This window comes from Sulfitobacter sp. 15WGC (assembly GCF_005068605.1).
Taxonomy (GTDB): Bacteria; Pseudomonadota; Alphaproteobacteria; order Rhodobacterales; family Rhodobacteraceae; genus Sulfitobacter; species Sulfitobacter faviae.
Window position 1 is genome coordinate 137773 of record NZ_SZNL01000001.1, and the last position, 23570, is coordinate 161342.

A 23570-nucleotide genomic window follows, 5' to 3' on the forward strand; every position below is an offset into this window, starting at 1 on the left:
TTGCCGCCGGGCGCAAGCGGGATCGGCGGCGCAAAAACCGATGCCGGGCTTGCCCTTACCCAAGGGCAGGGCTACCCCTTGGCGGGAAGTGAGGAATTCAGACATGATCGACGACAGACGCGCGCGGCGCAATGTAGCGGTGCTGGTGGCAGCACAGGCCTTTCTCGGGGCGCAGATGCCGATGATTTTCCTTGTCGGCGGTCTTGCCGGGCAGTCGCTTGCGACGAACGTCTGTCTTGCCACCCTGCCGATCTCGATGATCGTTCTGGGCTCCATGCTTTCGGCCACGCCGGTCTCGGCCATCATGCAGCGCTATGGTCGCCGCGCGGGGTTCTTTCTGGGCGCGGCAGGCGGTGCCTTGGGCGGCGCGGTCGCGGCCTACGGGCTTTATCTGGCGTCCTTTCCGGTTTTCCTGCTGGGGTCGCTTCTGACGGGCATCTATATGTCGGCGCAGGGCTTCTACCGTTTCGCCGCCGCCGATACCGCCTCGGATGATTTCCGGCCCAAGGCGATCTCCTATGTCATGGCGGGCGGTCTTGTCTCGGCCATCATCGGGCCGCAGCTTGCCACGGCCACGTCGATGAGCCTCGTCGTGCCCTTCCTTGGCACCTATATGGCCGTGGTGGCGGTGAACCTCATCGGGGCGCTGCTGTTTCTTTTCATCGACATTCCGAAACCGCCGATCCCGGCCCATGACGCGCCCAAGGGCCGCAGCCGGTGGGAGCTTTTGACCACGCCGCGCATCGCCGTCGCTGTGATCTGCGCCATGGTCTCATACGCATTGATGAACCTCGTGATGACCTCGACCCCGCTGGCCGTCGTCGGCTGCGGTTATAGCCAAGACAGCGCGGGCTATGTGGTCACCGGCCATGTGCTGGCGATGTTCGCGCCGTCCTTCTTCACCGGCCATTTGATCAACCGTTTCGGCGTCGAACGGATCATGGGCCTTGGCATCGCGATCCTTGCCGCCGCCGGGGTGGTGGCGCTTCAGGGGGTGGAACTGGGCAACTTCTTTGTCGCGCTGATCCTGCTTGGACTGGGCTGGAACTTTGGCTTCATCGGGGCCACCACCATGCTCGCGGGCGCGCATGAGCCGCATGAGCGCGGGCGGATGCAGGGCCTGAACGACCTGCTGGTGTTCGGCGGCGTGACCGTGGCCTCGCTGGCCTCGGGCGGGTTGATGAACTGTTCGGGCGGCAGGGCGCAGGAAGGCTGGGCGGCGGTGAACCTTGCCATGGTGCCCTTCTTGGTGCTGGCGGGCGGATCGCTGATCTGGCTGGTGCTGCGTAGCCGCAAGGAGACGCAGCTGAGCTAAGCGCCTACCAGCGCGACGCCATGGCCCGCAGCGCGAAATGGCGGCGCGGGTCAGGCAGCGCGGCTTGCGAGACCTTATCCGGCGCATCCAACGCGGCCCGCAAGACCGGATCCGCATGGGCGGCAGGCAGCAGCGCCGCGCGCGCCGCCTTGGGGATCTTGCCCCGATTGGCCCGCGCCGATTTCAGCCGGTCGAGCGCCCCCTCGGCAAGGGCCGAGACTCCCTCCGCCGTGCCGTCCAGCAGCGGCACGCGGCCCGCCTCTTCCAAATTCGGAATGGCGCAGAGCCATGCGGCGATGCCAGTGGCATAGGCCGCATCCCGCACCACCGCTTCATCCGTCGCCCCAAGGCGGCGGGCGGCGACCCACATCAGATGGCCTGCGGTCTGGTCGATGTAGCGCTCGAAATGCGCGGCATCCTCAAAGGGGTCTTTGTAGATGTCCCACCGCCGCGCGGCGACGAGTTCATCGAGCAGTTCGGCATCCTGTGGCGCAATCGCGCGGGCCAGCGGCGTGGTCACCTCATGCCGCCGAACCGGGCCGCCCTTGGCGATCTCCTCCAGCGCGTCGCGCCACCATTGCAGGCGCATCTCGGCGATCATCGTCTCTTGGGTAACCCATGGGGCGCGGGCAACTTCGACGTTGAAGGCATAGAGCGGGAAGAGCAGCTTGCGCGTCTCGACGGGGGCGGCCATGGCGGCGCGAAAGCGCCAAGGGTCGGCGCGCTCTACCATGGCGGCGCAGGCGTTCAGATCGGCGTCAAAGGTCATGCGGGGCGTGCCACCGTCAGAAGATAGCCGAACTCATCCCGATGGGCGCGCCAACAGGCGATCTCCGCCGCGGCGGCATCGAGCACTTGGGCCAAATCATCATCCGCACCGGGGCGCAGCTTTTCGATCCGCGCCTCCAAGGGGGTGTAGTAATTCTCCCAAGCCTCCTCCGACAGGACACGGGTCGCCACGACCTCATAGCCCGCCGCGCGGACCCGCTCGGCAATGCCGTCCGCGTCGCTCATCGCGGGGTAGTCCGCCCATTGCGCGCGGGCCTCTTCCGACGGGCTATCCGTCAGCCAGCAGGGCTCGGAGAAGGCCACCACCCCGCCCGCGCGCAGCGATTTACGCCAGCGGGTCAGCGCCTCGGTCACACCGAGGAAATAGACCGCACCGGCGCACCAAATGAGATCATATTCATTGGCGATGGCGGCCATATCGGCGCGCAGCAGGGTGACATTGCCATCGGCCACGAAACGGCCCCGCGCGGTGTCCACGAAATGTGCAGTTTGATCGAGGGCCGTCACATGGCCCTGCGGGATCGCCGCGCGCAGCGCGCCGATGTCGCTGCCGGGGCCGCAGGCCACATCGGCAATCTCGGCCCGCGCGGGCAGATCGACCTGATCCACGGCCCAGTTCACATCCGAAGGCTCCCCCGGCCCTTCGCGCGGCAGATCCCGGTGGAGGGTGAAAAAGGCGGTCATATCATCTGTCATTGGGCGCGGTCCCGGATCAATTTCCAACGTATCGCATCAAGCAGCGCTTCGAATGAGGCGTCGAGTATGTTGGCGCTGACGCCCACGGTGGACCAGCGCCGCCCCTGCCCGTCTTCGCTGTCGATGATGACGCGGGTGGTGGCTTCGGTGCCGCCTTGGGTGATGCGCACCTTGAAGTCAACCAGACGCATGTCCTCCAGAAGGCTGCTGTATTTGCCCAAGTCCTTGGCCAGCGCCTTGGACAGCGCGTTGACCGGGCCACGGTCCGCGCCGTCCTCGTCCAGCGATTCCGAGACCGAGAGCCGTTTTTCCCCGTCCACATCGATCACCACGACCGCTTCGGAGAGGCTGACCATCCGGCCTTCGGCATTGCGGCGGCGTTCGACGGTGACGCGGTAGCGCTCGACCTCGAACAGATGCGGCAACTGGCCCATCACGTCGCGGGCCAGCAGCTCAAAGCTCGCCTGTGCGGTGTCATAGGCATAGCCCTGCGCCTCGCGGTCCTTGACCACCTCCAAAATCCGGCCAAGCGCAGGGTCGCCCTTGGCGACCGAGAGGCCCGCATCGCTCAGCCGTTTGCGCAGGTTGGATTGCCCGGCTTGGTTCGACATCGGAATGACGCGGGTATTGCCGACCAGCGCGGGGTCGATATGCTCATAGGTGCTGGGGTCTTTGGCGATGGCGCTGGCATGCAGCCCCGCCTTATGCGCAAAGGCCGAAGACCCGACGAAGCCCGCCTGTTTCATCGGCACGCGGTTCAGGATTTCATCCAGCATCCGGCTGGTGCGTGTAAGCCCGCGCAGCGCCTCAGGGCTCACCCCAATCTCATAGCGGCTGGCATAGGGCTCTTTCAGCAGCAGGATCGGGATCAGGCTGGTGAGGTTGGCGTTGCCACAACGCTCACCCAGCCCGTTGAGCGTGCCTTGGATCTGTCGCGCGCCCGCATCAACGGCGGCCAGCGTGCAGGCGACGGCGTTTTCGGTGTCGTCATGGGTGTGAATGCCCAGATGATCCCCCGGGATGCCCGCCGCGATCACGGCGCGGGTGATGCGGCCAATCTCATCGGGCAGCGTGCCACCATTGGTGTCGCAAAGCACGATCCAACGCGCGCCCGCGTTATAGGCTGCGCGGATCGCTTCCAGCGCGTAGCCGGGATTTGCCTTGTAGCCGTCAAAAAAAATGCTCGGCGTCGAAGAGCGCCTCGCGCCCTTGGGCGACAAGATGGGCGACGGATTTGGCGATGTTGTCGGTGTTCTCGGCCAGCGTGATGCCGAGGGCGGTTTTGACGTGGAAGTCATGGGTCTTGCCGACGATGCAGACGGATTTGGTGCCTGCGTTGAGCACGGCGGCCAGCACGTCGTCATTTTCAGCCGACATGCCCGCGCGTTTGGTCATGCCAAAGGCGGTGAGCCTTGCCCGCGTCGGCGGGGCGGCGTCGAAAAAGGCGCTGTCGGTCGGGTTGGCCCCGGGCCAGCCGCCTTCGATGTAATCCACGCCGAGCGCGTCGAGCGCGCTGGCGATTTGGCGTTTCTCGTCGGTGGAGAACTGCACGCCTTGGGTTTGCTGCCCGTCGCGCAGGGTGGTGTCGTAGAGGGTGAGGCGCGCGCGGGTCATGGGGCATTCCTCCTGCCACGAACCTCAGCAGAGGTGCGCAGGTGCCATGCCCGACCTCGGGAGGGCCGTGCTGAATAGAACAACCGGCGCTTTGACACTCTCTGATCACAGCGCGCGTGGCGGATGTTGTGATATGCCCTCCCGGGGGGGAGGTCGGGCATGGCGCATGCGCGCCGGGGGGCGGTTGGGGCTATGGTCACAACAACCCCTCCAACTGGCCCCGGTCAAAGCCCGGCGGCGGCGTCAGCTTCACCCCATCCTTGCTCATCTGCACCTCGATCCCGACCGAGGTCAGCGCTTTCTTGATCCGGTCCACCTCGGCGAAATCCTTGGTCTCCATCGCAGTGGCGCGGGCATCGCTGAGGAAGGCTTCGATATCGGCCAGATCCAGCGCCTGAACCGCGGCCCATTCGGGGATCAGACCGTCCAGCAGCCCCAAAAGCGACAGCGCCCCGCGCAAGCCTGCCGTATCGCCCGCGTTGGACAGCCGGTGGCATTCGGTCAAAGCGCCGTGGGTGTTAAGATCATCGGCCAAAAGCGCGACCAGTTCAGGCCCGGGCGTCGCGGCCTCGGCCTCCGCCGCCTGAAGGTACCATTTGCGCAGGGTCTTCTCGGCCTCCTCGCGCTTCTTCTCGGTCCAGTCCATCGGCTTGCGGTAATGGGTCGAGAGCATCACGAAGCGGATGACCTCCCCCGGCACGCCTTGGTCCAGCAGATCGCGGACGGTAAAGAAGTTGCCCAAGGACTTGGACATCTTCTTGCCCTCGACCTGCAACATCTCATTGTGCAGCCAGTAGTTGGCGAACCCGTGGCCCGCGCATTTCGACTGGGCGATCTCATTCTCATGATGCGGGAATTGCAGGTCTATGCCGCCGCCGTGGATGTCGAACCGCTCCCCCAACAGGTCATGCGCCATGGCGGAGCATTCGATATGCCAGCCCGGGCGCCCCTCACCCCATGGGGAATCCCAGCCGGGGGTGTCTTCGTCCGAAGGCTTCCACAGCACGAAATCCATCGGGTCTTCTTTGTACGGTGCCACCTCGACCCGTGCACCTGCGATCATATCATCGACCGACCGGCCCGAAAGCGCGCCATATTCGGAATATTTGCGCACCCGGAACAGCACATGGCCCTCGGCCTCATAGGCGTAACCCTCATCCATCAGCCCGCGGATCATCGCGACCATCTGGGGGATATACTGCGTGGCACGCGGCATGTGATCGGGCTCCAAGGCGCCCACGGCGGCCATGTCATCCAGATACCACTGCGTCGTTTCGGCGGTGATCTGTCCAATGCTGCGCCCGCTTGTCGCGGCGCGGGCGTTGATCTTGTCGTCCACATCGGTGAAATTGCGCACGTAAGTCACATGCTGCGGCCCATAGACATGGCGCAGCAAGCGGTAGAGCACATCGAAAACGATCACGGGCCGTGCGTTGCCCAGATGCGCCCGGTCATAGACGGTGGGGCCGCAGACATACATCCGCACATTCTGCGCATCGATCGGGGTGAAATCCTCTTTCTTCCGGGTGGCGGTATTGTGCAGCTTGATCGTCAGGTCACGGGTCATGGGCAGGCGTCCTTGCGCGGGTGTGACGCGGGCTTGGCATAGTTTTGTCAGAATGGGAATGACGTGAACAGCGGCCCGCGAGGATGTCTCAGCGGGTAATGCAGCAAATAATGAGCGTTGCGGTGTTCATGACCGGGTTGTAGCAAGCGCGCCGCCCTGCGCCAAGCCCCTTGTCCGGTTAAGTTTTATGCAACCCTGCCCTCCGCCTTCCCCGCGCGGATTGACAAAGCCCCGAGGCTCTGCCCCCTTGTGCGGAAAATTTCGGAGGCATCATGGATAGATCATCGCGCATCAAAGGGGTTCTGGCCGGAGGGTCCGACGGCTGGGAAGTGTTTCACAAATCGCGTGCGATGATCGCGGCGGGGGTGCCGGTGACCGAGCTGACCATCGGCGAGCATGACATCCGCACCGCCGCCCCGATCCTGCAAGAGATGCACCGCAGCGCGCTCGGCGGCCATACCGGCTATGCCGCCGTGCCGGGCACCGATGCCCTGCGCGACCGGATTGCAAAACGCGCCGAAGAGCGGACTGGCGTGCCGACGACCCGCGACAATGTGGTGGTCACCCCGGGCGGGCAAGCGGGGCTATTCGCGGCGTTCATGGCGGTCTGCGACCCCGGTGATGCGGCGCTTTACATCGACCCTTATTATGCCACCTACCCCGGCACCCTGCGTGCTGCCGGGGCACGGGCCGTGGCGGTCGAAGCGCGGGCCGATCACGGGTTTCTGCCCCGCAGGGCGGATCTGGCGGCAGCCGCCGAGGCCGCGAAGGCGCTGTTGATCAACACGCCCAACAACCCGACCGGCGTGATCTACGGCCGCGAAACCTTGGAAGAGATCGCGCAGGTCTGCCAAGATCACGACCTTTGGCTCGTCTCGGATGAGGTCTATGACACGCAGATTTGGGAGGGTGCACATCTCAGCCCCCGCGCCCTGCCCGGCATGGAGGAGCGGACGCTGGTCATCGGCTCCATGTCGAAATCCCACGCGATGACCGGCAGCCGCTGTGGCTGGATCATCGGGCCCGAAGACATCATCGCCGACCTGATCGACCTTGCCACCCATACCAACTACGGCGTGCCGGGATTCATTCAAGACGCGAGCGACTATGCCCTCGACCAGGGCGCCGCTTTCGAAGAGGAAATTAGCGCCCCCTTCGCCCGCCGCCGCGCGCTGGCGCAGCGGGTTTTGAGCACTCAGAACGTGGTGCGTTCGGTGCCCTCGCAAGGCGCGATGTATCTGATGCTGGATATCCGCGCCACGGGCCTCAGCGGCAGCGAATTTGCCGATGCCCTGCTTGAAGACCAGCAGATCGCGGTGATGCCGGGCGAAAGTTTCGGCGCGGCGGCGGCGGGCCATGTCCGCGTGGCCATGACGATCGAAGACAGCGCGTTTGAGGCGGCCCTGCGCGACCTCTGCCGCTTTGCCGAAGGGCGCGCCAGCCGCGCCGCGTAAACAAAAATGACCGGCCTCCTTTCGGAAGCCGGCCCTTCATCAAAGCGGGTCATCCCGCCAAGACAGATTAGAAGCGCATGGAACCGCGCAGGGAGATCGTGGTCGCATCCAGATCGTCGCCTGTGCCGCCTACGTCATCAAATTTGTGCTGCAGCACTTCGCCACCAACGGTGTAGCGGTCGGTCACTTTGTAGGTAACGCCCAGACCGGCGAAGGGGCCGGTTTCATCGCCAACGCTTGTGTCGGCACGGGCCGCACCTGCTGTTGCGTAAACCAGTGTCTTGCCGAAGTCGTAGCCAGCTTTGACCTTGGCGCGTGCCACGGAGTCCACATCGCCGGCGCCGTTGCCCAGATCGATGTCGGTCTTGTCGTAGTCGAGTTCGCCACCCAGAACGAATTTGCCGAAGTCATAGTCGTAACCGGCGTGGAAACCGTAGGACGTGTCGTCGCCGTCAAGGTTGCCGCTGTCGCTGTCGACGTCGGTCTGGCCGACCTGAAGACCGGTGTAGAAGCCTGTCCAGTCGCCATCAACGGCCACGGGTGTCGGCGCCGGTGTGAAAACCGGTGCTTCAACGGTGGTGTCTTCCAGCGAACCGGCTGCTGCTGCACCCGCGAAGGCGCTGGATGCGATCAGGGCGATGCTGGCGATGGTTGTCGTGCGTTTCATGTTCTGCTCCTTAAATACAGGTGACCCCGCGATCCTCGCCGCAGGGTCACTCACGCAACGCCCCATTTAGGGTTGGGTTTCAGGTTTTTCACATCACAGAATTGCGATGCGCTGATTGTCGCACATTTGCAACAAATCCTCGGCTAGGGGCCGCTTAAGTTATGTATCATGTGGTGAATTAGACGGTGCGCAGATGCATTTTGCCACTTTAAATCAGAGGGTTGATCCCGCAACGCGAATTCGCAGCCTTGTTTGCCCTCACCGCAGCGAAAGTTCCGGCAGAGAAACGGCCCAGAGACAACTGCGCAAAAGAGGCTCCCCGATCGACAAGCACTAAAACGCCCCCGGCCCCGCGCCATTCCTGCGCGCCAGACCCCGTCCGAGGCTTGCTGTCACCACCGAACGCGTTATCTGCTTGTATTGTCAGCAAGAAGGAGCAGGCCCCACCCCATGTCTTGGATCACCACCCATCTGGAAGTCGTCATTATCGTGATCCTGACGCTGCTGGCGGCGATCGTGATCTTGCAACAACGCCGCACGCCGCAATCCACTGCCGCTTGGCTGTTGTTCATCATCGTGCTGCCTTGGGTTGCGGTGCCGCTGTTTCTGGCGCTCGGCTTTCGCAAACAATCCTCGCGCTACACGCCGGTGCATTTTTTGAAAGGTGATACCGGCGGCCCGCCGCCCCGCCCTGTGCATACGCTTGACGCGACGATGCAGTATTTCGGCCTGCCCGCCGCCGTCCATGGCCAAGACCTGCGGCTCTTGGGCGACCCCACGGCGGCCCATGAAGCGGTGATGGCGCTAATCCAAGGGGCCGAGAAACGGCTCGACGTGCTTTTTTACATCGTGGCAAATGACGACACCGGGCGCATTTTCGTCGACGCGCTAACCGAACGGGCCAAGGCGGGCGTGAAGGTTCGGCTGCTGATGGACCGTTTGGGCACCCTGCGTGGCCCGACAGCCGCCCTGCGCCGCCTGCGTGAGGCGGGCGGCGATGTGCGCTTCTACTCTCCGCTGTTGCAACTCCCGGGCTCGGGCCATTTGAACCTGCGCAACCATCGCAAAATGATCATCGCCGATGATGCGCGGGTCTTTTCCGGGGGCATGAACATTGGCGCGCATTACCTCGGGCCTGCGGCCTTGGAGGATGGCTGGACCGATCTGGCCTTTCTGCTTGAGGGGCGCGCGGTGCAGAGTTTCGGCGATGTGTTCCGCTCAGACTGGGGCGTCGCCAGCGGGGAGGCTTTGGACCCAGCCCCCTCGGTCGCGGCCCATACGGGCGGGACGGCAACGGTGCAGCTCGTGCCCTCCGGCCCTGATATCGCCGAAGACCCGCTGCATGATGGTCTGATCCGCGCGATTCATCTGGCCGAGGCACGGATTTGGCTGGTGACCCCCTATTTCGTCCCGACCGAGGCGCTCGGTTCGGCTCTGACCACTGCGGCCCGGCGGGGTGTGGATGTGCGGGTTCTGGTCCCCGAACGCTCGAACCAACGGATGGCGGATTTCGCGCGGGGCGCCTATCTGCGCGATCTGCATGAGGCGGGCGGCCATGTGCTCTATTACCAGCCCGGAATGATCCACGCCAAAGCCGGGATCATCGACGATATGGGGCTGGTGGGCACGGCCAATTTCGACGTGCGCAGCATGTTGCTGAATTTCGAGGTCACGCTTTTCGTCTATGACGCGGCCTCTGTCGCAAAACTGCATGACTGGTTCGAACATCTCTCGGAGCATTGCGCCATGGAAAGACCGCCTAGCGGGATGTTCCGCAAGGTGGCCGAAGGGCTGTTTCGTTTGGGAGCGCCCATCCTATGATCCCCGCCGTCGCCCCGCAATCGCTGCGCATCGTCAGCTATAACATCCGCAAGGCCATGGGCACCGACCGGCGCCGGGACCCTGAGCGGATCATGCGGATCATCCGCAGCCTGCACGCCGATGTGGTGGTGCTGCAAGAGGCCGACCGCCGCCGCGCGCCGCGCCCCTCGGCCCTTCCACTCGACCGGGTTGAAGCGGTGACGGGCCTGCGCCCTGTGCCCACGCCGAGCGACGTCAGCATCGGCTGGCACGGCAATGCCGTTCTGGTCCGCCCCTCGGCCAAGATCGACCGGGTGGCGCATCTGACCCTGCCGGGGGTGGAGCCGCGCGGCGCCATGGTGGCCGACCTGCATATCGGCGCGCGTCAATTGCGAGTGATCGCCTCGCATCTCGGTCTGCTGCGTCCGTCGCGCAAGGAACAACTGAGCGCGATGATCGCCCATCTCGATGCCTGTGCCGCCTGCCCGACGTTGATCGCGGGCGATCTGAACGAATGGTCGCAAAAGGTGGGGCTCGGGCGTCTGGCGAAACGGTTCACCATCCATGCGCCGGGCAAGAGCTATCACGCGCGGATGCCCGTGGCCTTTCTAGATCGCATCGCCTTGGACCAGCATCTTACCGTGCGCCAAGGCGGCGTGATCGAGACAGCCCAGACCCGCCGGGCCTCGGACCATCTGCCGATCTGGCTCGACGTGGCGCATCGCTAGACGCCCTCACCCCGTGGCCCAAGCCAATTCGCCCACCATCATGTTGCAGGCCTGTTGCGGGGTCGAGAAGGCGACCTGCATATCAAAGGCCATGCGCACATCCGCCCGCGCCTTTGCAATCGTGGCATCCGTCGCCCCAAGCCGCCGCGCGGTCGCAATGTTCTGGTTCGCGTCATGCCGCAGCTTGCGCACGCTTTCATAGCCGCCCGCAAAACCCGCACATTGTTTCGCCGTCAACTCCGCCGCCGCCGCTTTGCGCGCCGCGGCCTCCATCGGTGAGGCCGGAGGTTCCACACAGCCCGCCAGCGATCCGGCGAGAAATCCCGATATAATAAGACGTTTCATCAAATTCTCCCTTTCACGACCTTGATAGGGAGAGACTGGTTTAATTTTGGTTAACGCAATCTGGATGGCAGCGCGGATATTAACCCTTTCGCGCAACTACGCGAGAGGCGCCCCGGCAGCCTCGTCGGGGCGGGCCTTGCGGCCCTGCCCCTGCGCGCCCCTTCCGGGGCACATCTCATCAGCTACAGCCCGAGGTGCCGCCGCAGGTGTTGCACTTCATGCAGGTGCCGTTCCGAACCAATGTGTAGTTGCCGCATTCACCGCAGGCTTCACCCTCATAGCCCTGCATCTTGGCTTTGGCCCGCGCATCGAGGCTGACCGCGCCAGTGCTGACGGAGGTCGAGGGTTGCACCGCAACCGCCATGTCGCCGCCGCTCACTTGGGGCGCGTAAGCGGTGCTCGGCTCGACACCCTGCCCGCCCTGCAACACCACCAACTCTTGCGGCAGCCGGTTGCGCAGATAGCCGGTGGAGCTGATTTGCTTGAGCACTTCCAAGGACTTATTCGCGGCCCCCTCGCTCAACTCGCTGACGTTCGAAAGGTTCTCTTCCTCGCCCCGGCCCAGATCGTCAAAGGTCGCCCCCTCAGGCTTCACATGCGCCAGATCGGTACGGTCGAGGTAGCTCACCGCCAATTCACGGAACACATAGTCGAGGATCGAGGTCGCCTGTTTGATGCTGTCGTTGCCCTGCACCATGCCCGCCGGTTCGAACTTGGTGAAGGTGAAAGCGTCGACGAATTCCTCCAGCGGCACGCCGTATTGCAGACCGACCGAGACCGCGATGGCGAAGTTATTCATCATCGCCCGGAAGCCCGCGCCTTCCTTGTGCATGTCGATAAAGATCTCGCCCAGCTTGCCGTCCTCGTATTCGCCGGTGCGCAGATAAACCTTGTGACCGCCGACGTTGGCCTTCTGGGTATAGCCCTTGCGGCGCTGCGGCATCTTTTCGCGGTGTGATTTGATGATCTCTTTGACGATCACCTTCTCGACGATCTTCTCGGCCAGAACGGCGGCCTTCTCATGGGTGTTGCCGCTTTCCAGCGTCTCGGCGGCGTCTTCGTCGTCCTCCACGAGGGCCGCGGCCAGTGGTTGGCTCAGTTTCGAACCGTCGCGGTAGAGCGCGTTGGCCTTGATCCCGAGCGACCAACTGAGCTCGTAAGCCTTCTGGCAATCCTCGATCGTCGCGTCATTGGGCATGTTGATCGTCTTGGAGATCGCCCCCGAGATAAAGCTCTGCGCCGCCGCCATCATGTGGATGTGGCTGTTGACCGACAGGTAACGCTTGCCTTTCTTGCCGCAGGGGTTGGCGCAATCGAAGATGCCGTAATGCTCTTCGCGCAGATGCGGCGCGCCTTCCAGTGTCATGGTCCCGCAGACGTGGTCATTGGCCGCTTCGATATCGGCCTTGCTGAAGCCGAGGGAGCGGAGCAGATCAAAGGTCGGGTCGTTCAGCTTTTCGGTCGGGATGCCCAGCACCTGCGTGCAGAAGGCTTCGCCCAGCGTCCATTGGTTGAACACGAAACGAATGTCGAAGGCCTGTTTCAGCGCCGCGTCGATCTTGGCCAATTCATTGGCGCCAAAACCATGCCCTGCCAGCGTGGTGTGGTTGATCGCGGGCGCATTGCCGATGGTGCCGTGGCCGACGGCGTAGCTGACGATCTCTTCAATCTGGGCCGACCCGTAGCCGAGCTTTTCCAGCGCGGCAGGCACGGATTGGTTGATGATCTTGAAGTATCCACCCCCGGCAAGCTTCTTGAACTTCACAAGCGCGAAGTCGGGCTCAATGCCGGTGGTATCGCAGTCCATGACCAGACCGATGGTGCCGGTGGGCGCGATGACCGAAGTTTGCGCGTTGCGGTAGCCATGGGTTTCGCCCAGTTTCAGCGCCTCGTCCCAGCAGGATTTGGCGATGTCGACCAGCCCTGCCTGCGGGCAATTGGCGTGATCCAGCGGCACCGGTTTGACCGAGAGTTGTTCATAGCCGTCGACCTTGCCATGGGCCGCGTTGCGGTGGTTGCGGATGACGCGCAGCATGTGCTCGGCGTTCTTGGCATAGCCCGGGAAGGCGCCCAATTCGCCCGCCATCTCGGCGGAGGTCGCATAGGCCACGCCGGTCATGATCGCGGTCAGGGCACCGCCCAAAGCACGGCCCTCGTCGCTATCATAGGAATAGCCCATGTTCATCAGCAAGCCGCCGATATTGGCATAGCCCAGACCCAGCGTGCGGAAGTCATAAGACCGCTGCGCGATTTCCTTGGAGGGGAACTGCGCCATCATCACGCTGATTTCCAGCGTCACGGTCCACAGGCGCGCGGCATGCATGTAGTTCTCGACCTGAAAGACACCGTCCTTGAGGAAGGTCAGCAGGTTCATCGAAGCCAGATTGCAGGCCGTGTCGTCGAGGAACATATACTCCGAACAGGGGTTCGAGCCGCGGATCGCACCGTCCTCGGGGCAGGTGTGCCAGTCGTTCACGGTGTCGTGGTACTGGATGCCCGGATCGGCGCAGGCCCATGCGGCATGGCCGACCTGGTCCCAGAGGTCACGGGCGCGGACGGTCTTGACCACCCGGTTCTCGGTGCGGCTGATGAGCTCCCAGTCGGCATCCTTCTCCACGGCCTTCAGAAAGGCATTGGTGACGCGGATCGAGTTGTTGGAGTTCTGGCCGGAGACAGAGTTGTAGGCCTCGCTATCCCAGTCGGTATCATAGGTCGGGAACTCGATGCCGGTGTGGCCCTGCTTGGCGTAGTCCAGCACGCGCTTGACGTATGTCTCGGGGATCGCGACCTTCTTGGCCTCGCGGATCGCCTGTTTCAGCGCGGCGTTCTTCGCAGGGTCATAGGCATCCGCCTCGGCCCCGTCCCATGCCTTGATCGCGTCGAACAGAAGGTTCAGCTTCTGCTCGTGCATCTTGGAGCCGGCGACGATCGAGGCCACCTTCTGCTCTTCGAGCACCTTCCAGTTGATGAAATCCTCAATATCGGGATGGTCGGCGTCGACGATCACCATCTTGGCCGCGCGGCGGGTGGTGCCGCCGGATTTGATGGCGCCGGCTGCACGATCGCCGATCTTGAGGAACCCCATCAAACCCGACGACTTGCCGCCGCCCGACAGCTTCTCGCCCTCTCCGCGGAGCGATGAAAAGTTGGTGCCCGTGCCCGAGCCGTATTTGAACAGACGTGCCTCGCGGACCCAGAGGTCCATGATGCCGCCATCGCCCACCAGATCGTCGCCGACGGACTGGATAAAGCAAGCATGCGGCTGCGGGTGCTCATAGGAGGATTTCGACCGGGTCAGCTTGCCGGTTTTGTAGTCGACGTAGTAATGCCCCTGCGCCGGGCCGTCGATGCCATAGGCCCAATGCAGGCCGGTGTTGAACCACTGCGGGCTGTTCGGGGCCGCGCGCTGGCTGGCCAGCATGTGGCGCATCTCGTCGTAATAGGCGCGGGCGTCTTCCTCGGTGGTGAAATAGCCGCCCTTCCAGCCCCAGTAAGCCCAAGCGCCCGCCAGACGGTCGAAGACCTGCTTGGAGGAGGTTTCACCGCCCATCTCGGCACCCTCGGCGGGCTCGGAGCGCCACAGGAACTCAGGCACGTCCTTTTCTTTGACCTTCCGGGTCTTGCTGGGGACGCCCGCCTTGCGGAAATACTTCTGAGCGATCACGTCGCTGGCGACCTGGCTCCAGGATTTGGGCACTTCGACGTTGTCGAGCTTGAACACCACCGAACCGTCAGGGTTGCGGATCTCTGACACCGTGGTGACAAAGTCCAAATCCGCATAGGCATCCTGCCCGGCCTTGGTGAAATTCCGTTCAATCTTCATCGTCGCTGCCCTTTTTCAAACTCTCAAAATCCTGAGCCGACATGCCCACGGCAGGCCGTCTCACCCCTATGTGCTGGCAGTTTGAACAAAGCTTCCCCGCGCCACCTGCTGACGCAAGCGCCCCGAAACCGATTAAAACACTGGCTCTATACTCTGTCCCCGCCGCCCAAGCGCCCTGTTGCGTTAACCACAACATATTGTGGCGCTTTACTTGACCCCCACAAACTGACGTAGATCGCACTATTTGGTCAACGGTTTTTTTCGGAATTATTTCGGGGCGGGCAGTTGACCGGAGCCCCCCAATTTGCCCCGCGCCCTACCCCAGTGATTCAGCCTCAGGATATCCCCAAAGATACCCGCAAGCCCGGCTGGCGGGCGGCTTTGAAATAATCCATTGCCGGGGCCGGGTTAGCGGAGGTGTTTGAGAGATTGGTTGAATTCATCCACAGCCCAAGACCGCCCGCCGGTCGACAGGCCGCCGAACGTGGGCGCTGTGCCACGATCACCCGGCCCAAGCCCCCTGCCCCATGTCCCCGCCAAGAACCGCGGCAGAATCATCACGATCTCGGCGTGCGCAGGCGCAAACCTGCCAATACGGCGGCGGTAGCTACTATATCTTGTGCAGAATGAGGATAAGACAACGGGCGCGCCTCAACCAAAGCGGGAAGCGCTACATCAGCGATGTAGGAAGAAAGTGGTCGGAGCGAGAGGATTCGAACCTCCGACCCCCTGTACCCAAAACAGGTGCGCTACCAGGCTGCGCCACGCTCCGACTGGGGCTTCTTTAGCCATAAGCCCGCCAATTGAAAAGCCCCGATTGACCTTAAAATCGGAAAATCCGCGAAGTCTTTAGCAGGGCCAAGCCGGAGCGTTCCCGGCAAAGGCCGGATGGCGGATTTCGCTGCCTTCGGTGATGCCAAGGCGTTTTGACAAGCCACCGTTAATCTCCAGCACCGCCAGCAAATCGTCGCCGCCCCGGATCGGTGTTTCGTCCAGCGGTTTGGCGGAGTGGTGGATCTTCTGCACCACGCCCCTTGCGTCGATGAACAGCAGGTCCAGTGGGATCAACGTGTTGCGCATCCAGAAATTCAGGGGCTGAGGTCTTTCGTAGATAAAGAGCATGCCCGCGCTCAGGGGCAGCGAACGCCGGTGCATCAGCCCCTTGGCGCGTTCCGCCGTGTCATCGGCCACTTCGACAGAGAAGCGGGCCTTCCCCCAATCGCCGCGGAGCGTCACGGAATCGACACGGCAAACCTCGGCCACCGCCGCGCCGGTCAGCAGCAGACCAGCCAGTGCCGCCCCTGCCATATGCCTTGCCAGTCGCCTGACCTTTAGCCGTCTATCACCGCGTCCCATGAGCTTACCTCCGCCGCCAGATGGCCCCGATCGCCAACAATCACACGCATGGCAAGTGCTTCGCCCGGTTGCAAATCACAAAGTCCGGATTGGCGCAGCACGTCGATATGCAGAAACACATCTTCCGCGCAGCCAAAGACATTTGCAAACCCGAATCCCTTGGCCTTGTCGAACCATTTGACACGGGCGGGCTCAAATTCGGCGGTGGCCAGCTGCTCGGGGTCGAAACCGGCGAATTCCACCACGGCGGCAGGCAATTCACTGGGCGCCTCGACAGAGAGCACTTCGACCGCCTGCGCCCCGCGCTCGGTCTGTTGGACGCGCACCGCCACCCGCGCCCCATCCGCGACAGAGCTTTGGCCGTAATTGCGCAGGACATTGACGTGCAGCAGGATGTCCGCCCCGCCTGCATCCGCGACGACAAAGCCGAAGCCCTTGACCGGGTCGAACCATTTGACCACGCCTTCGAGGGGGTCATCTATCGCCGCTGGTTCCGCTTGGGTTTCAGACACATCTTTCATGGGGTATCGCGCCGTCAGATCAGGGGTTGAGCCGGGTCACGGCCCAGGGTGCCGCGACATCTGCGCGCCGCCATTGGAAACGGTCATGCAGGCGAAACTCGCCATCGGCCCAGAATTCGATTTCCAGCGGGGTGATCCGGTAGCCGCCCCAGAACGGGGGACGCTCAGGGTTCACCCCCTTCTGCGCCGTCACCTTGGCCACCTCGGCCATCAGCGCACCGCGGCCTGAGAGCGGCTGAGATTGGCGCGAGGCCCAAGCCCCCAGACGGCTTTTGAGCGAGCGCGAGGCGTAATAGGCATCGGCCTGCGGCCCGTCCTCTCGGCTGATCAAGCCGCGCACCCGCACCTGACGGCGCAGGGATTTCCAATGCATGACAAAGGCCGCCTTGCCCGCGCCGTCCAGTTCCTGCGCCTTCTGGCTTTCGTAATTGGTGTAAAAGACAAAAGCCTCCGGCTCGATCTCTTTCAGCAGCACCATGCGGGCGTTGGGCAGCCCTTGCGAATCTACCGTGCTGAGCGCGATGGCATTGGGATCATTAGGCTCGGTCGCCTCTGCTTCGGAAAGCCAACGCTGCGCAATTGCAAAGGGATCATCCCCCGCAAAAATACCAGTCCGCGTCTCCATTCGGCATCTCCTTCAGAGTGCTTTGCCTGTCACCGGTTCTACGCCGGGGTCCGATCTCTTCGGTATGGCATTTGTTAACAATCGGCAACTCAAAGGACAACCTCACCCGATTTCCGACAGTTAGCCGCCGATCTTATGGCAAATCTCGGGGGTGAAGGCGCCTGTGCAGTCTTGATGGTAGCGCTGCAATCGCCTAGACCAAGACAACCTCAACGGAACATAGACAAGAACATAGACAAGGCGGCGGAATGGGAAACGAACTGATGCAGGGCAAGCGCGGGCTCATCATGGGGCTGGCGAATGACAAATCCATCGCATGGGGCGTGGCCAAGGCGCTGGCCGATGCGGGGGCGGAGCTTGCTTTTTCCTACCAAGGCGAAGCGCTGAAGAAACGCGTCGGCCCGCTGGCCGAGCAGCTTGGCAGCGACATCGTTCTGCCCTGCGACGTGGGCGATGAAGCATCGATCGACGCGCTTTTCGAAAGCCTGAAAGAACGTTGGGGTGAGCTGGATTTCATCGTTCACGCCATCGGCTTTTCCGACAAGGGCGAGCTGCGTGGCCGCTACGTCGACACCAGCCGCGGCAATTTCGCCATGTCGATGGACATCTCCGTCTACTCCTTCACCGCTGTGATGCAGCGCGCCGAGAAGATGATGTCGCCCGGGGCCAGCGCGCTGACGCTGACCTATTACGGCGCCGAGAAGGTGATGCCGCATTACAATGTCATGGGTGTGGCCAAGGCGGCGCTGGAGGCGAGTGTTAAATACCTCGCCGAGGATCTGGGCAAGGACGGCATCCGCGTCAACGCGATCTCGGCGGGGCCGATCAAGACGCTGGCGGCTTCCGGCATCGGCGATTTCCGCTACATCATGAAATGGAACGAGTACAACTCGCCCCTGCGCCGCAACGTGACCACCGAGGACGTGGGCAAGGCCGCGCTGTTTTTGCTGTCGGATCTGGGCAGCGGCACCACGGGCGAGAACCTGCATGTCGACGCGGGCTATCACGTCGTCGGCATGAAGGCGGTTGACGCGCCCGACATGTCCAAGGAATAAGCCGCCCAAATTAATTCGCGCGGGTGCCCGCGCCAGCTGCTGCAAAGGACCACCATGACCAAATCCAAGGACGCCTCGCGCCTGCCCCATGAAAAGGGCTTTCACATCTCCTGGGATCAGATCCACCGCGACAGCCGCGCGCTGGCGTGGCGGCTCGACGGTCTGGGCCCCGACGATGGCGCTTGGCGTGCCGTGGTGGCGATCACCCGCGGCGGCATGGCGCCCGCGATGATCGTCGCGCGCGAACTCGACATCCGCACCGTCGATACGATCTCGGTCATGTCCTACCACTCGGGCGGCGGGGCCGCCGACCAGCGCCGCGAGGCGAAGGTGCTGAAATCCCCCGACGCCGAGATGATGGGCGACGGCACCGGCATCCTGATCGTCGATGATCTGGTCGACAGCGGCAAGACCATCGAACTGGTACGCGAACTCTACCCGCAGGCGCATTTCGCCACCGTCTATGCCAAGCCCGAGGGCGAGCCGCAGGTCGATACCTTCATCACCGGCGTGAGCCAGGACACATGGATCTTCTTCCCATGGGACATGGCCCTGCAATATGTCGAACCCTACCGCGGCAAGGACTGACCGGCCCCGCGCCACCTGCCCTGCCCCTATCTGACCGGATACCCCCATGACGCTTCCGCGCACCGCCACCACGTTCTTCCCCCCGGTGATGGAGGCGCGGCGCTGGCTCGACGGGGTCGACTTCCCGCCCGACCGACCGCTGATCAATGTCAGCCAAGCCGCGCCCGTCGATCCGCCCCCCGAAGGGCTACGCCGGGCGATGGCCGAGGTCACGCTGAACAACGATGAGGCGCATCTCTACGGGCCGGTACTTGGCCTGCCCGAATTGCGCGCCGAACTGGCGCGGCAGACGGCCGAGAAATACGCGGGCGTGGTGACCGACGAACAGGTCTGCATCACCTCCGGCTGCAACCAAGCCTTTGCCGCCGCCATCGCCACGCTCTGCGGCGAGGGCGACGAGGTCATCATCCCGACGCCGTGGTACTTCAATCACAAGATGTGGCTCGACATGAGCGGCGTCACCGCGGTGCCGCTGCCCGTCGAGGCCGACATGCTGCCCGACCCCGAGAAGGCCGCGGCATCCATCACCCCGCGCACCCGGGCCATCGCGCTGGTCACGCCCAACAACCCCGGCGGCGTGGAATATCCCGCGGCGCTGGTGCAGGAGTTCTTCGAACTGGCCCGTCGCCACGGCATTGCGCTGATCCTTGATGAGACCTACCGCGACTTCCACAGCCGCCCCGGCGCGCCACACGCGCTGTTCCGCGACCCCGATTGGCATGACACGCTCATCCACCTCTATTCCTTCTCCAAGGCCTACCGTCTGACCGGCCACCGCGTCGGCGCGCTGATCGCCAGCCGCAAGCGTCTGGCCGAGGTCGAGAAATTCCTCGACACCGTCGCCATCTGCCCCGCGCAGATCGGCCAACACGGCGCGCTTTGGGGGATGCAGAACCTCAGCGCATGGCTTGCCGAAGAACGCGAGGAAATCCTGTCGCGCCGCGCGGCCATTGCCGACCTGATGCCCAAGCTCGAACCGCTGGGCTGGGAGCTTCTGGGTCTGGGCGGCTACTTCGCCTATATGCGCCACCCTTTCAGCGTTTCCTCGGCTGATCTGGCGCGCGATCTGGTGCGTGACGCAGGCGTACTCTGCCTGCCCGGCACGATGTTCCAGCCCGAGGGTGACGCCCGCGGTGAAAGCCAGTTGCGCATCGCCTTTGCCAACCTCGACGCCGCCGGTCTAAAGGTGCTTTTCGACAGGCTTGCAGCCCTGCCACGCAACGCATAGACAGGTCCGAAATCAACGAGGGACCGTGTCATGGCCAAAAAGGGCTTCAGCTTTTCGAAAACCGCCGTCTGGGCCTTGATGGCCCTTTTGATCTTGGGTCTGGGCGGCTTTGGCGCGATCAACCTCAGCGGCAATCTGCGCAGCATCGGCACCGTGGGCGACAAGTCGATCTCGGTCGATCAATATGCCCGCCAGTTGCAGCAGGAAATCCGCGCAATCGAAGCGCAGACAGGGGAGAGCCTGCCCTTTGCCCGCGCCCAAGAGATGGGGCTGGACCGGGCCGTGCTGCAACGGATCGTGCGCAACCGCGCGCTGGACCATGAGGCCGACGAAATGGGCATCTCCATCGGTGACGCCACCCTGCGCGATGAGATCGTGGCAATCTCGGCCTTCCAAGGGATCGACGGCAACTTTGACCGCGAAGGCTATCGCTTTGCCCTTCAGCAAAGCGGGATGAGCGAAGCCGAGTTCGAACGCTCGATCCGCGAAGAAGCCGCGCGTGGCCTGCTGCAACGCGCCATTCTGGGCGGCGTCTCCATGCCCGACACCTATGCCCGCACGCTGGTCGATTACGTCGCCGAAGAGCGCAGCTTCACTTGGGCACGGCTGAGCGAGGATGACCTCGACGCGCCCTTGCCCGCCGCCACCGAAGACGAATTGCGCGCCTATTACGACGCCAACACCGATGACTTCATGCTGCCCGCCAGCAAAAGCATCACCTTCGCTTGGCTCGCGCCCGAAGACCTGCTGGACGAAGTCGAAGTGCCCGAAGAAGAACTGCGCGCCGAATATGACGCCCGCCGCAACGAATACGACCAGCCCGAGCGGCGTTTGGTCGAACGTCTGGTCTTTGCCGATCAGGAGGCCGCAGATCGCGCCGCCGCAGCGCTTGAGGTCGACGGCACCACTTTCGAGGCGCTGGTCGAAGAGCGCGGCTTGGCCTTGGCGGATGTCGATCTGGGCGATGTCGCGAAATCCGATCTTGATGACGCAGGCGATGCGGTCTTTGCCGCCGAAAGCGGTGACATCGTAGGCCCGCTGCCCAGCTCGCTCGGGCCGGCCCTGTTCCGTGTGAACGCCATCCTCCCCGCGCAGCATGTGCCTTTCGAAGAGGCCCGTGACGAGCTGGAAGAGACCCTCGCCATCTCCCGCGCCACCCGCGCCGTCGAAGCCCGCGCGCAAGAGATTGACGACCAGCTTGCCGGGGGTGCCACGCTCGAAGACTTGGCCCAAGAGACCAAGATGCGCCTCGGCACCATCGACTGGACCCAAGACAGCAGCGAGGGCATCGCCGCCTATGGCGCCTTCCGCGAGGCCGCCGCGGGGCTGAGCGCCAATGACTTCCCGCAGATCGATCAACTCGAAGACGGTGGCATCTTTGCCATGCGTCTGGATGAAACCAAGGACGCGCGCCCTGAACCTTTCGAAGCGGCCCGCGACGCGGTCGAGGCCGCATGGCGCGACGCCCAGATCGTCGAGGCGCTGACGGAAAAGGCTGAGAGCCTGACCGAGACGCTGGCCGAAGAAGAGGGATTCGAGGCCGCCGGTCTCACGCCGCAGCTTGGCGAAGGGCTGACCCGCAGCTCCTATGTCGACGGCACGCCGGACGATTTCATGGATCAGGTCTTTGACCTCGACGAAGGCGGCGTGGCCGTCCTGCCCGCAGGCGATAGCGTCGTGGTTCTGCGCCTTGATGCCGTGACACCGGCAGGCGAAGACGACCAGACCCAAGCGCTGATGGACCGCCTCTCGCAGCAGTTGGATCAGGCGCTGGCTCAAAATCTTTTCGATATCTACAGCAATGCCGTCATGCGCGACGCCGATCCCCAGATCGACCAGCGCGCGATCAATGCCGTGCATGTGAACTTTCCCTGATAGGCAATTTTGATGGCCCTGACCCCTGATTTCGATAGTTTCGCCCGCGCCTATGAGGCGGGCGAGAATCAGATCGTCTACACCCGCCTTGCCGCCGATCTCGACACGCCTGTGTCCTTGATGCTGAAACTCACCGGCGCGGCGGAGAATGCCTTTGTGCTAGAATCCGTCACCGGCGGCGATGTGCGCGGGCGGTATTCGATCATCGGCATGAAACCCGACCTGATCTGGCGCTGCCGGGGCGAGACCTCCGCGCTCAACCGTGCGGCGCGCTATGATGCCGATGCCTTTGAGGATATGCCCGGTGACCCGCTGGACCGTCTGCGCGACGTGATCGCGGAATCGCGGATCACCCTGCCCGACGATCTGCCGCAAGCCGCCGCCGGGCTATTCGGCTACCTCGGCTATGACATGATCCGGCTGGTGGAACATCTGCCCAATGTGAACCCCGACCCTCTGTGCCTGCCCGACGCGGTGATGGTGCGCCCTTCGGTGGTCGCAGTCCTCGACGGGGTGAAAGGCGAGGTCACCATCGTCTCCCCCGCTTGGGTGTCCGAGGGCCAAACCGCCCGCGCGGCCTATGCCCAAGCCGCCGAGCGGGTGATGGACGCCGTGCGCGATCTGGAACGCGCCATGCCACAAACCTCCCGCGATTTGGGAGAGGCCGAAGACGCGCCGGAGCCGGTCAGCAATTTCACCCGCGATGCCTATAAATCCGCCGTGGAGAAGGCGCGCGACTATATCAAGGCGGGCGATATCTTTCAGGTGGTGCCAAGCCAGCGGTGGGCCCAAGGTTTCACCCAACCGCCCTTCGCGCTCTACCGCAGCCTGCGGCGCACCAACCCCTCGCCCTTCATGTTCTATTTCAACTTCGGCGGCTTCCATGTGGTCGGCGCCAGCCCCGAGATCCTCGTCCGGGTCTTCGGCAACGAAGTGACCATCCGACCCATCGCAGGCACCCGAAAACGCGGCGCCACCCCGGAGGAGGATCGCGCGCTAGAAGCCGATTTGCTTAGCGACCCCAAGGAGTTGGCAGAACACCTGATGCTGCTGGATCTGGGCCGCAACGACGTGGGCCGGGTCGCCAAGATCGGCAGCGTGCGCCCGACGGAAGAGTTCATCGTCGAGCGCTACAGCCACGTCATGCACATCGTCTCCAACGTGGTGGGCGAGTTGAAAGAGGGCAAGGACGCACTCGACGCCTTCTTTGCGGGCATGCCTGCGGGCACCGTTTCCGGCGCGCCAAAGGTCCGCGCGATGGAGATCATCGACGAGTTGGAACCCGAGAAGCGCGGCGTCTATGGCGGCGGCGTGGGCTATTTCAGCGCGGGCGGCGACATGGACATGTGCATCGCCCTGCGCACCGCTGTGGTGAAGGACGAGACCCTCTATATCCAAGCAGGCGGCGGCGTGGTCTATGACAGCGACCCCGAGGCCGAGTTCATGGAAACCGTGCATAAATCCGGCGCGATCCGCCGCGCGGCTGCGGATGCATCGCGTTTCGGTGGCAAGGGCAACGGCTGA

At 63.5% G+C, this 23570-nt stretch carries 18 protein-coding genes, 1 tRNA gene and 1 pseudogene; 9 read left to right on the forward strand and 11 right to left on the reverse strand.

Annotated elements, in window-relative coordinates:
* The first annotated feature begins 103 nt into the window (after window positions 1-103).
* Window positions 104-1315, forward strand: coding sequence for an MFS transporter (locus tag FCK22_RS00755; protein WP_067267445.1), 1212 nt, complete (start codon window positions 104-106; stop codon window positions 1313-1315).
* A gap of 4 nt (window positions 1316-1319) precedes the next feature.
* Here FCK22_RS00755 and FCK22_RS00760 read toward each other — a convergent pair whose 3' ends face one another.
* The 4 genes and pseudogenes from FCK22_RS00760 to cysS form a co-directional block, all read right to left on the reverse strand.
* Complete coding sequence (locus tag FCK22_RS00760; protein WP_067267447.1) at window positions 1320-2084, reverse strand: squalene/phytoene synthase family protein; 765 nt, start codon at window positions 2082-2084, stop codon at window positions 1320-1322.
* Entirely contained in the window at window positions 2081-2800 is a 720-nt protein-coding gene (locus FCK22_RS00765; protein ID WP_248646396.1) for a class I SAM-dependent methyltransferase, read from the reverse strand. The genes FCK22_RS00760 and FCK22_RS00765 overlap by 4 nt, the downstream gene beginning before the upstream one ends.
* Window positions 2797-4414: pseudogene (cimA, locus tag FCK22_RS00770) on the reverse strand (citramalate synthase). The gene FCK22_RS00765 and the pseudogene cimA overlap by 4 nt, the downstream one beginning before the upstream one ends.
* Before the next feature lie 196 nt (window positions 4415-4610).
* Window positions 4611-5981, reverse strand: a complete 1371-nt coding sequence (gene cysS, locus FCK22_RS00775; protein ID WP_136720128.1) for a cysteine--tRNA ligase — start codon at window positions 5979-5981, stop codon at window positions 4611-4613.
* 272 nt (window positions 5982-6253) lie between these two features.
* Between cysS and FCK22_RS00780 the strand changes: the two genes are divergently transcribed.
* Window positions 6254-7435: a pyridoxal phosphate-dependent aminotransferase gene (locus FCK22_RS00780; protein WP_067261607.1), complete on the forward strand. Its 1182-nt coding sequence runs from the start codon at window positions 6254-6256 to the stop codon at window positions 7433-7435.
* Window positions 7436-7502: 67 nt separating this feature from the next.
* Here FCK22_RS00780 and FCK22_RS00785 read toward each other — a convergent pair whose 3' ends face one another.
* The gene (locus tag FCK22_RS00785) at window positions 7503-8102 is read right to left on the reverse strand and encodes a porin family protein (RefSeq protein ID WP_067261606.1); all 600 of its coding nucleotides are present in this window, start codon (window positions 8100-8102) and stop codon (window positions 7503-7505) included.
* A gap of 450 nt (window positions 8103-8552) precedes the next feature.
* Between FCK22_RS00785 and FCK22_RS00790 the strand changes: the two genes are divergently transcribed.
* Entirely contained in the window at window positions 8553-9923 is a 1371-nt protein-coding gene (locus FCK22_RS00790) for a phospholipase D-like domain-containing protein (protein WP_067261604.1), read from the forward strand.
* Window positions 9920-10630 (forward strand): endonuclease/exonuclease/phosphatase family protein, encoded by a 711-nt coding sequence (locus tag FCK22_RS00795; protein WP_067261602.1) that lies wholly within the window; start codon window positions 9920-9922, stop codon window positions 10628-10630. Before FCK22_RS00790 ends, FCK22_RS00795 begins: the two co-directional genes overlap by 4 nt.
* 6 nt (window positions 10631-10636) lie before the next feature.
* On the opposite strand, the gene FCK22_RS00800 is transcribed toward FCK22_RS00795, so the two are convergent.
* From FCK22_RS00800 to pdxH, 6 genes are all read right to left on the reverse strand, one after another.
* Window positions 10637-10975 (reverse strand): hypothetical protein, encoded by a 339-nt coding sequence (locus FCK22_RS00800; protein ID WP_067261600.1) that lies wholly within the window; start codon window positions 10973-10975, stop codon window positions 10637-10639.
* A gap of 178 nt (window positions 10976-11153) precedes the next feature.
* Window positions 11154-14798, reverse strand: coding sequence for a vitamin B12-dependent ribonucleotide reductase (locus tag FCK22_RS00805; protein ID WP_067261599.1), 3645 nt, complete (start codon window positions 14796-14798; stop codon window positions 11154-11156).
* 695 nt (window positions 14799-15493) lie between these two features.
* Window positions 15494-15570, reverse strand: a tRNA-Pro gene (locus tag FCK22_RS00810).
* A gap of 77 nt (window positions 15571-15647) precedes the next feature.
* Window positions 15648-16106: a DUF192 domain-containing protein gene (locus tag FCK22_RS00815; RefSeq protein ID WP_067261597.1), complete on the reverse strand. Its 459-nt coding sequence runs from the start codon at window positions 16104-16106 to the stop codon at window positions 15648-15650.
* 23 nt (window positions 16107-16129) lie between these two features.
* Entirely contained in the window at window positions 16130-16675 is a 546-nt protein-coding gene (locus FCK22_RS00820; protein WP_197470812.1) for a cold shock domain-containing protein, read from the reverse strand.
* A 19-nt stretch (window positions 16676-16694) separates the two neighbouring features.
* On the reverse strand, window positions 16695-17300 hold the full coding sequence (pdxH, locus tag FCK22_RS00825; protein ID WP_067261596.1) for a pyridoxamine 5'-phosphate oxidase: 606 nt from the start codon (window positions 17298-17300) through the stop codon (window positions 16695-16697).
* A 248-nt stretch (window positions 17301-17548) separates the two neighbouring features.
* Between pdxH and fabI the strand changes: the two genes are divergently transcribed.
* The 5 genes from fabI to trpE are packed head-to-tail and all read left to right on the forward strand — an operon-like array spanning window position 17549 to window position 23570.
* Complete coding sequence (gene fabI / locus FCK22_RS00830; protein ID WP_067261594.1) at window positions 17549-18355, forward strand: enoyl-ACP reductase FabI; 807 nt, start codon at window positions 17549-17551, stop codon at window positions 18353-18355.
* 54 nt (window positions 18356-18409) lie between these two features.
* Window positions 18410-18943, forward strand: coding sequence for a xanthine phosphoribosyltransferase (gpt, locus tag FCK22_RS00835; protein WP_067261592.1), 534 nt, complete (start codon window positions 18410-18412; stop codon window positions 18941-18943).
* A 46-nt stretch (window positions 18944-18989) separates the two neighbouring features.
* A complete protein-coding gene (locus FCK22_RS00840; RefSeq protein ID WP_082851955.1) occupies window positions 18990-20171 on the forward strand; it encodes an aminotransferase in 1182 nt (393 codons plus the stop codon).
* A gap of 30 nt (window positions 20172-20201) precedes the next feature.
* Window positions 20202-22046: a peptidyl-prolyl cis-trans isomerase gene (locus FCK22_RS00845; protein WP_136720130.1), complete on the forward strand. Its 1845-nt coding sequence runs from the start codon at window positions 20202-20204 to the stop codon at window positions 22044-22046.
* Between the two features lie 12 nt (window positions 22047-22058).
* Window positions 22059-23570, forward strand: a complete 1512-nt coding sequence (trpE, locus tag FCK22_RS00850; protein WP_067260659.1) for an anthranilate synthase component I — start codon at window positions 22059-22061, stop codon at window positions 23568-23570.

Bases quoted from the DNA above. Each gene is read 5' to 3' on its own strand.
- FCK22_RS00755 (WP_067267445.1), top strand. From the start codon at position 104: ATGATCGACGACAGACGCGCGCGGCGCAATGTAGCGGTGCTGGTGGCA.
- FCK22_RS00760 (WP_067267447.1), bottom strand. From the start codon at position 2,084: ATGACCTTTGACGCCGATCTGAACGCCTGCGCCGCCATGGTAGAGCGC.
- FCK22_RS00765 (WP_248646396.1), bottom strand. From the start codon at position 2,800: ATGACAGATGATATGACCGCCTTTTTCACCCTCCACCGGGATCTGCCG.
- cysS (WP_136720128.1), bottom strand. From the start codon at position 5,981: ATGACCCGTGACCTGACGATCAAGCTGCACAATACCGCCACCCGGAAG.
- FCK22_RS00780 (WP_067261607.1), top strand. From the start codon at position 6,254: ATGGATAGATCATCGCGCATCAAAGGGGTTCTGGCCGGAGGGTCCGAC.
- FCK22_RS00785 (WP_067261606.1), bottom strand. From the start codon at position 8,102: ATGAAACGCACGACAACCATCGCCAGCATCGCCCTGATCGCATCCAGC.
- FCK22_RS00790 (WP_067261604.1), top strand. From the start codon at position 8,553: ATGTCTTGGATCACCACCCATCTGGAAGTCGTCATTATCGTGATCCTG.
- FCK22_RS00795 (WP_067261602.1), top strand. From the start codon at position 9,920: ATGATCCCCGCCGTCGCCCCGCAATCGCTGCGCATCGTCAGCTATAAC.
- FCK22_RS00800 (WP_067261600.1), bottom strand. From the start codon at position 10,975: ATGAAACGTCTTATTATATCGGGATTTCTCGCCGGATCGCTGGCGGGC.
- FCK22_RS00805 (WP_067261599.1), bottom strand. From the start codon at position 14,798: ATGAAGATTGAACGGAATTTCACCAAGGCCGGGCAGGATGCCTATGCG.
- FCK22_RS00815 (WP_067261597.1), bottom strand. From the start codon at position 16,106: ATGGCAGGGGCGGCACTGGCTGGTCTGCTGCTGACCGGCGCGGCGGTG.
- FCK22_RS00820 (WP_197470812.1), bottom strand. From the start codon at position 16,675: ATGAAAGATGTGTCTGAAACCCAAGCGGAACCAGCGGCGATAGATGAC.
- pdxH (WP_067261596.1), bottom strand. From the start codon at position 17,300: ATGGAGACGCGGACTGGTATTTTTGCGGGGGATGATCCCTTTGCAATT.
- fabI (WP_067261594.1), top strand. From the start codon at position 17,549: ATGGGAAACGAACTGATGCAGGGCAAGCGCGGGCTCATCATGGGGCTG.
- gpt (WP_067261592.1), top strand. From the start codon at position 18,410: ATGACCAAATCCAAGGACGCCTCGCGCCTGCCCCATGAAAAGGGCTTT.
- FCK22_RS00840 (WP_082851955.1), top strand. From the start codon at position 18,990: ATGACGCTTCCGCGCACCGCCACCACGTTCTTCCCCCCGGTGATGGAG.
- FCK22_RS00845 (WP_136720130.1), top strand. From the start codon at position 20,202: ATGGCCAAAAAGGGCTTCAGCTTTTCGAAAACCGCCGTCTGGGCCTTG.
- trpE (WP_067260659.1), top strand. From the start codon at position 22,059: ATGGCCCTGACCCCTGATTTCGATAGTTTCGCCCGCGCCTATGAGGCG.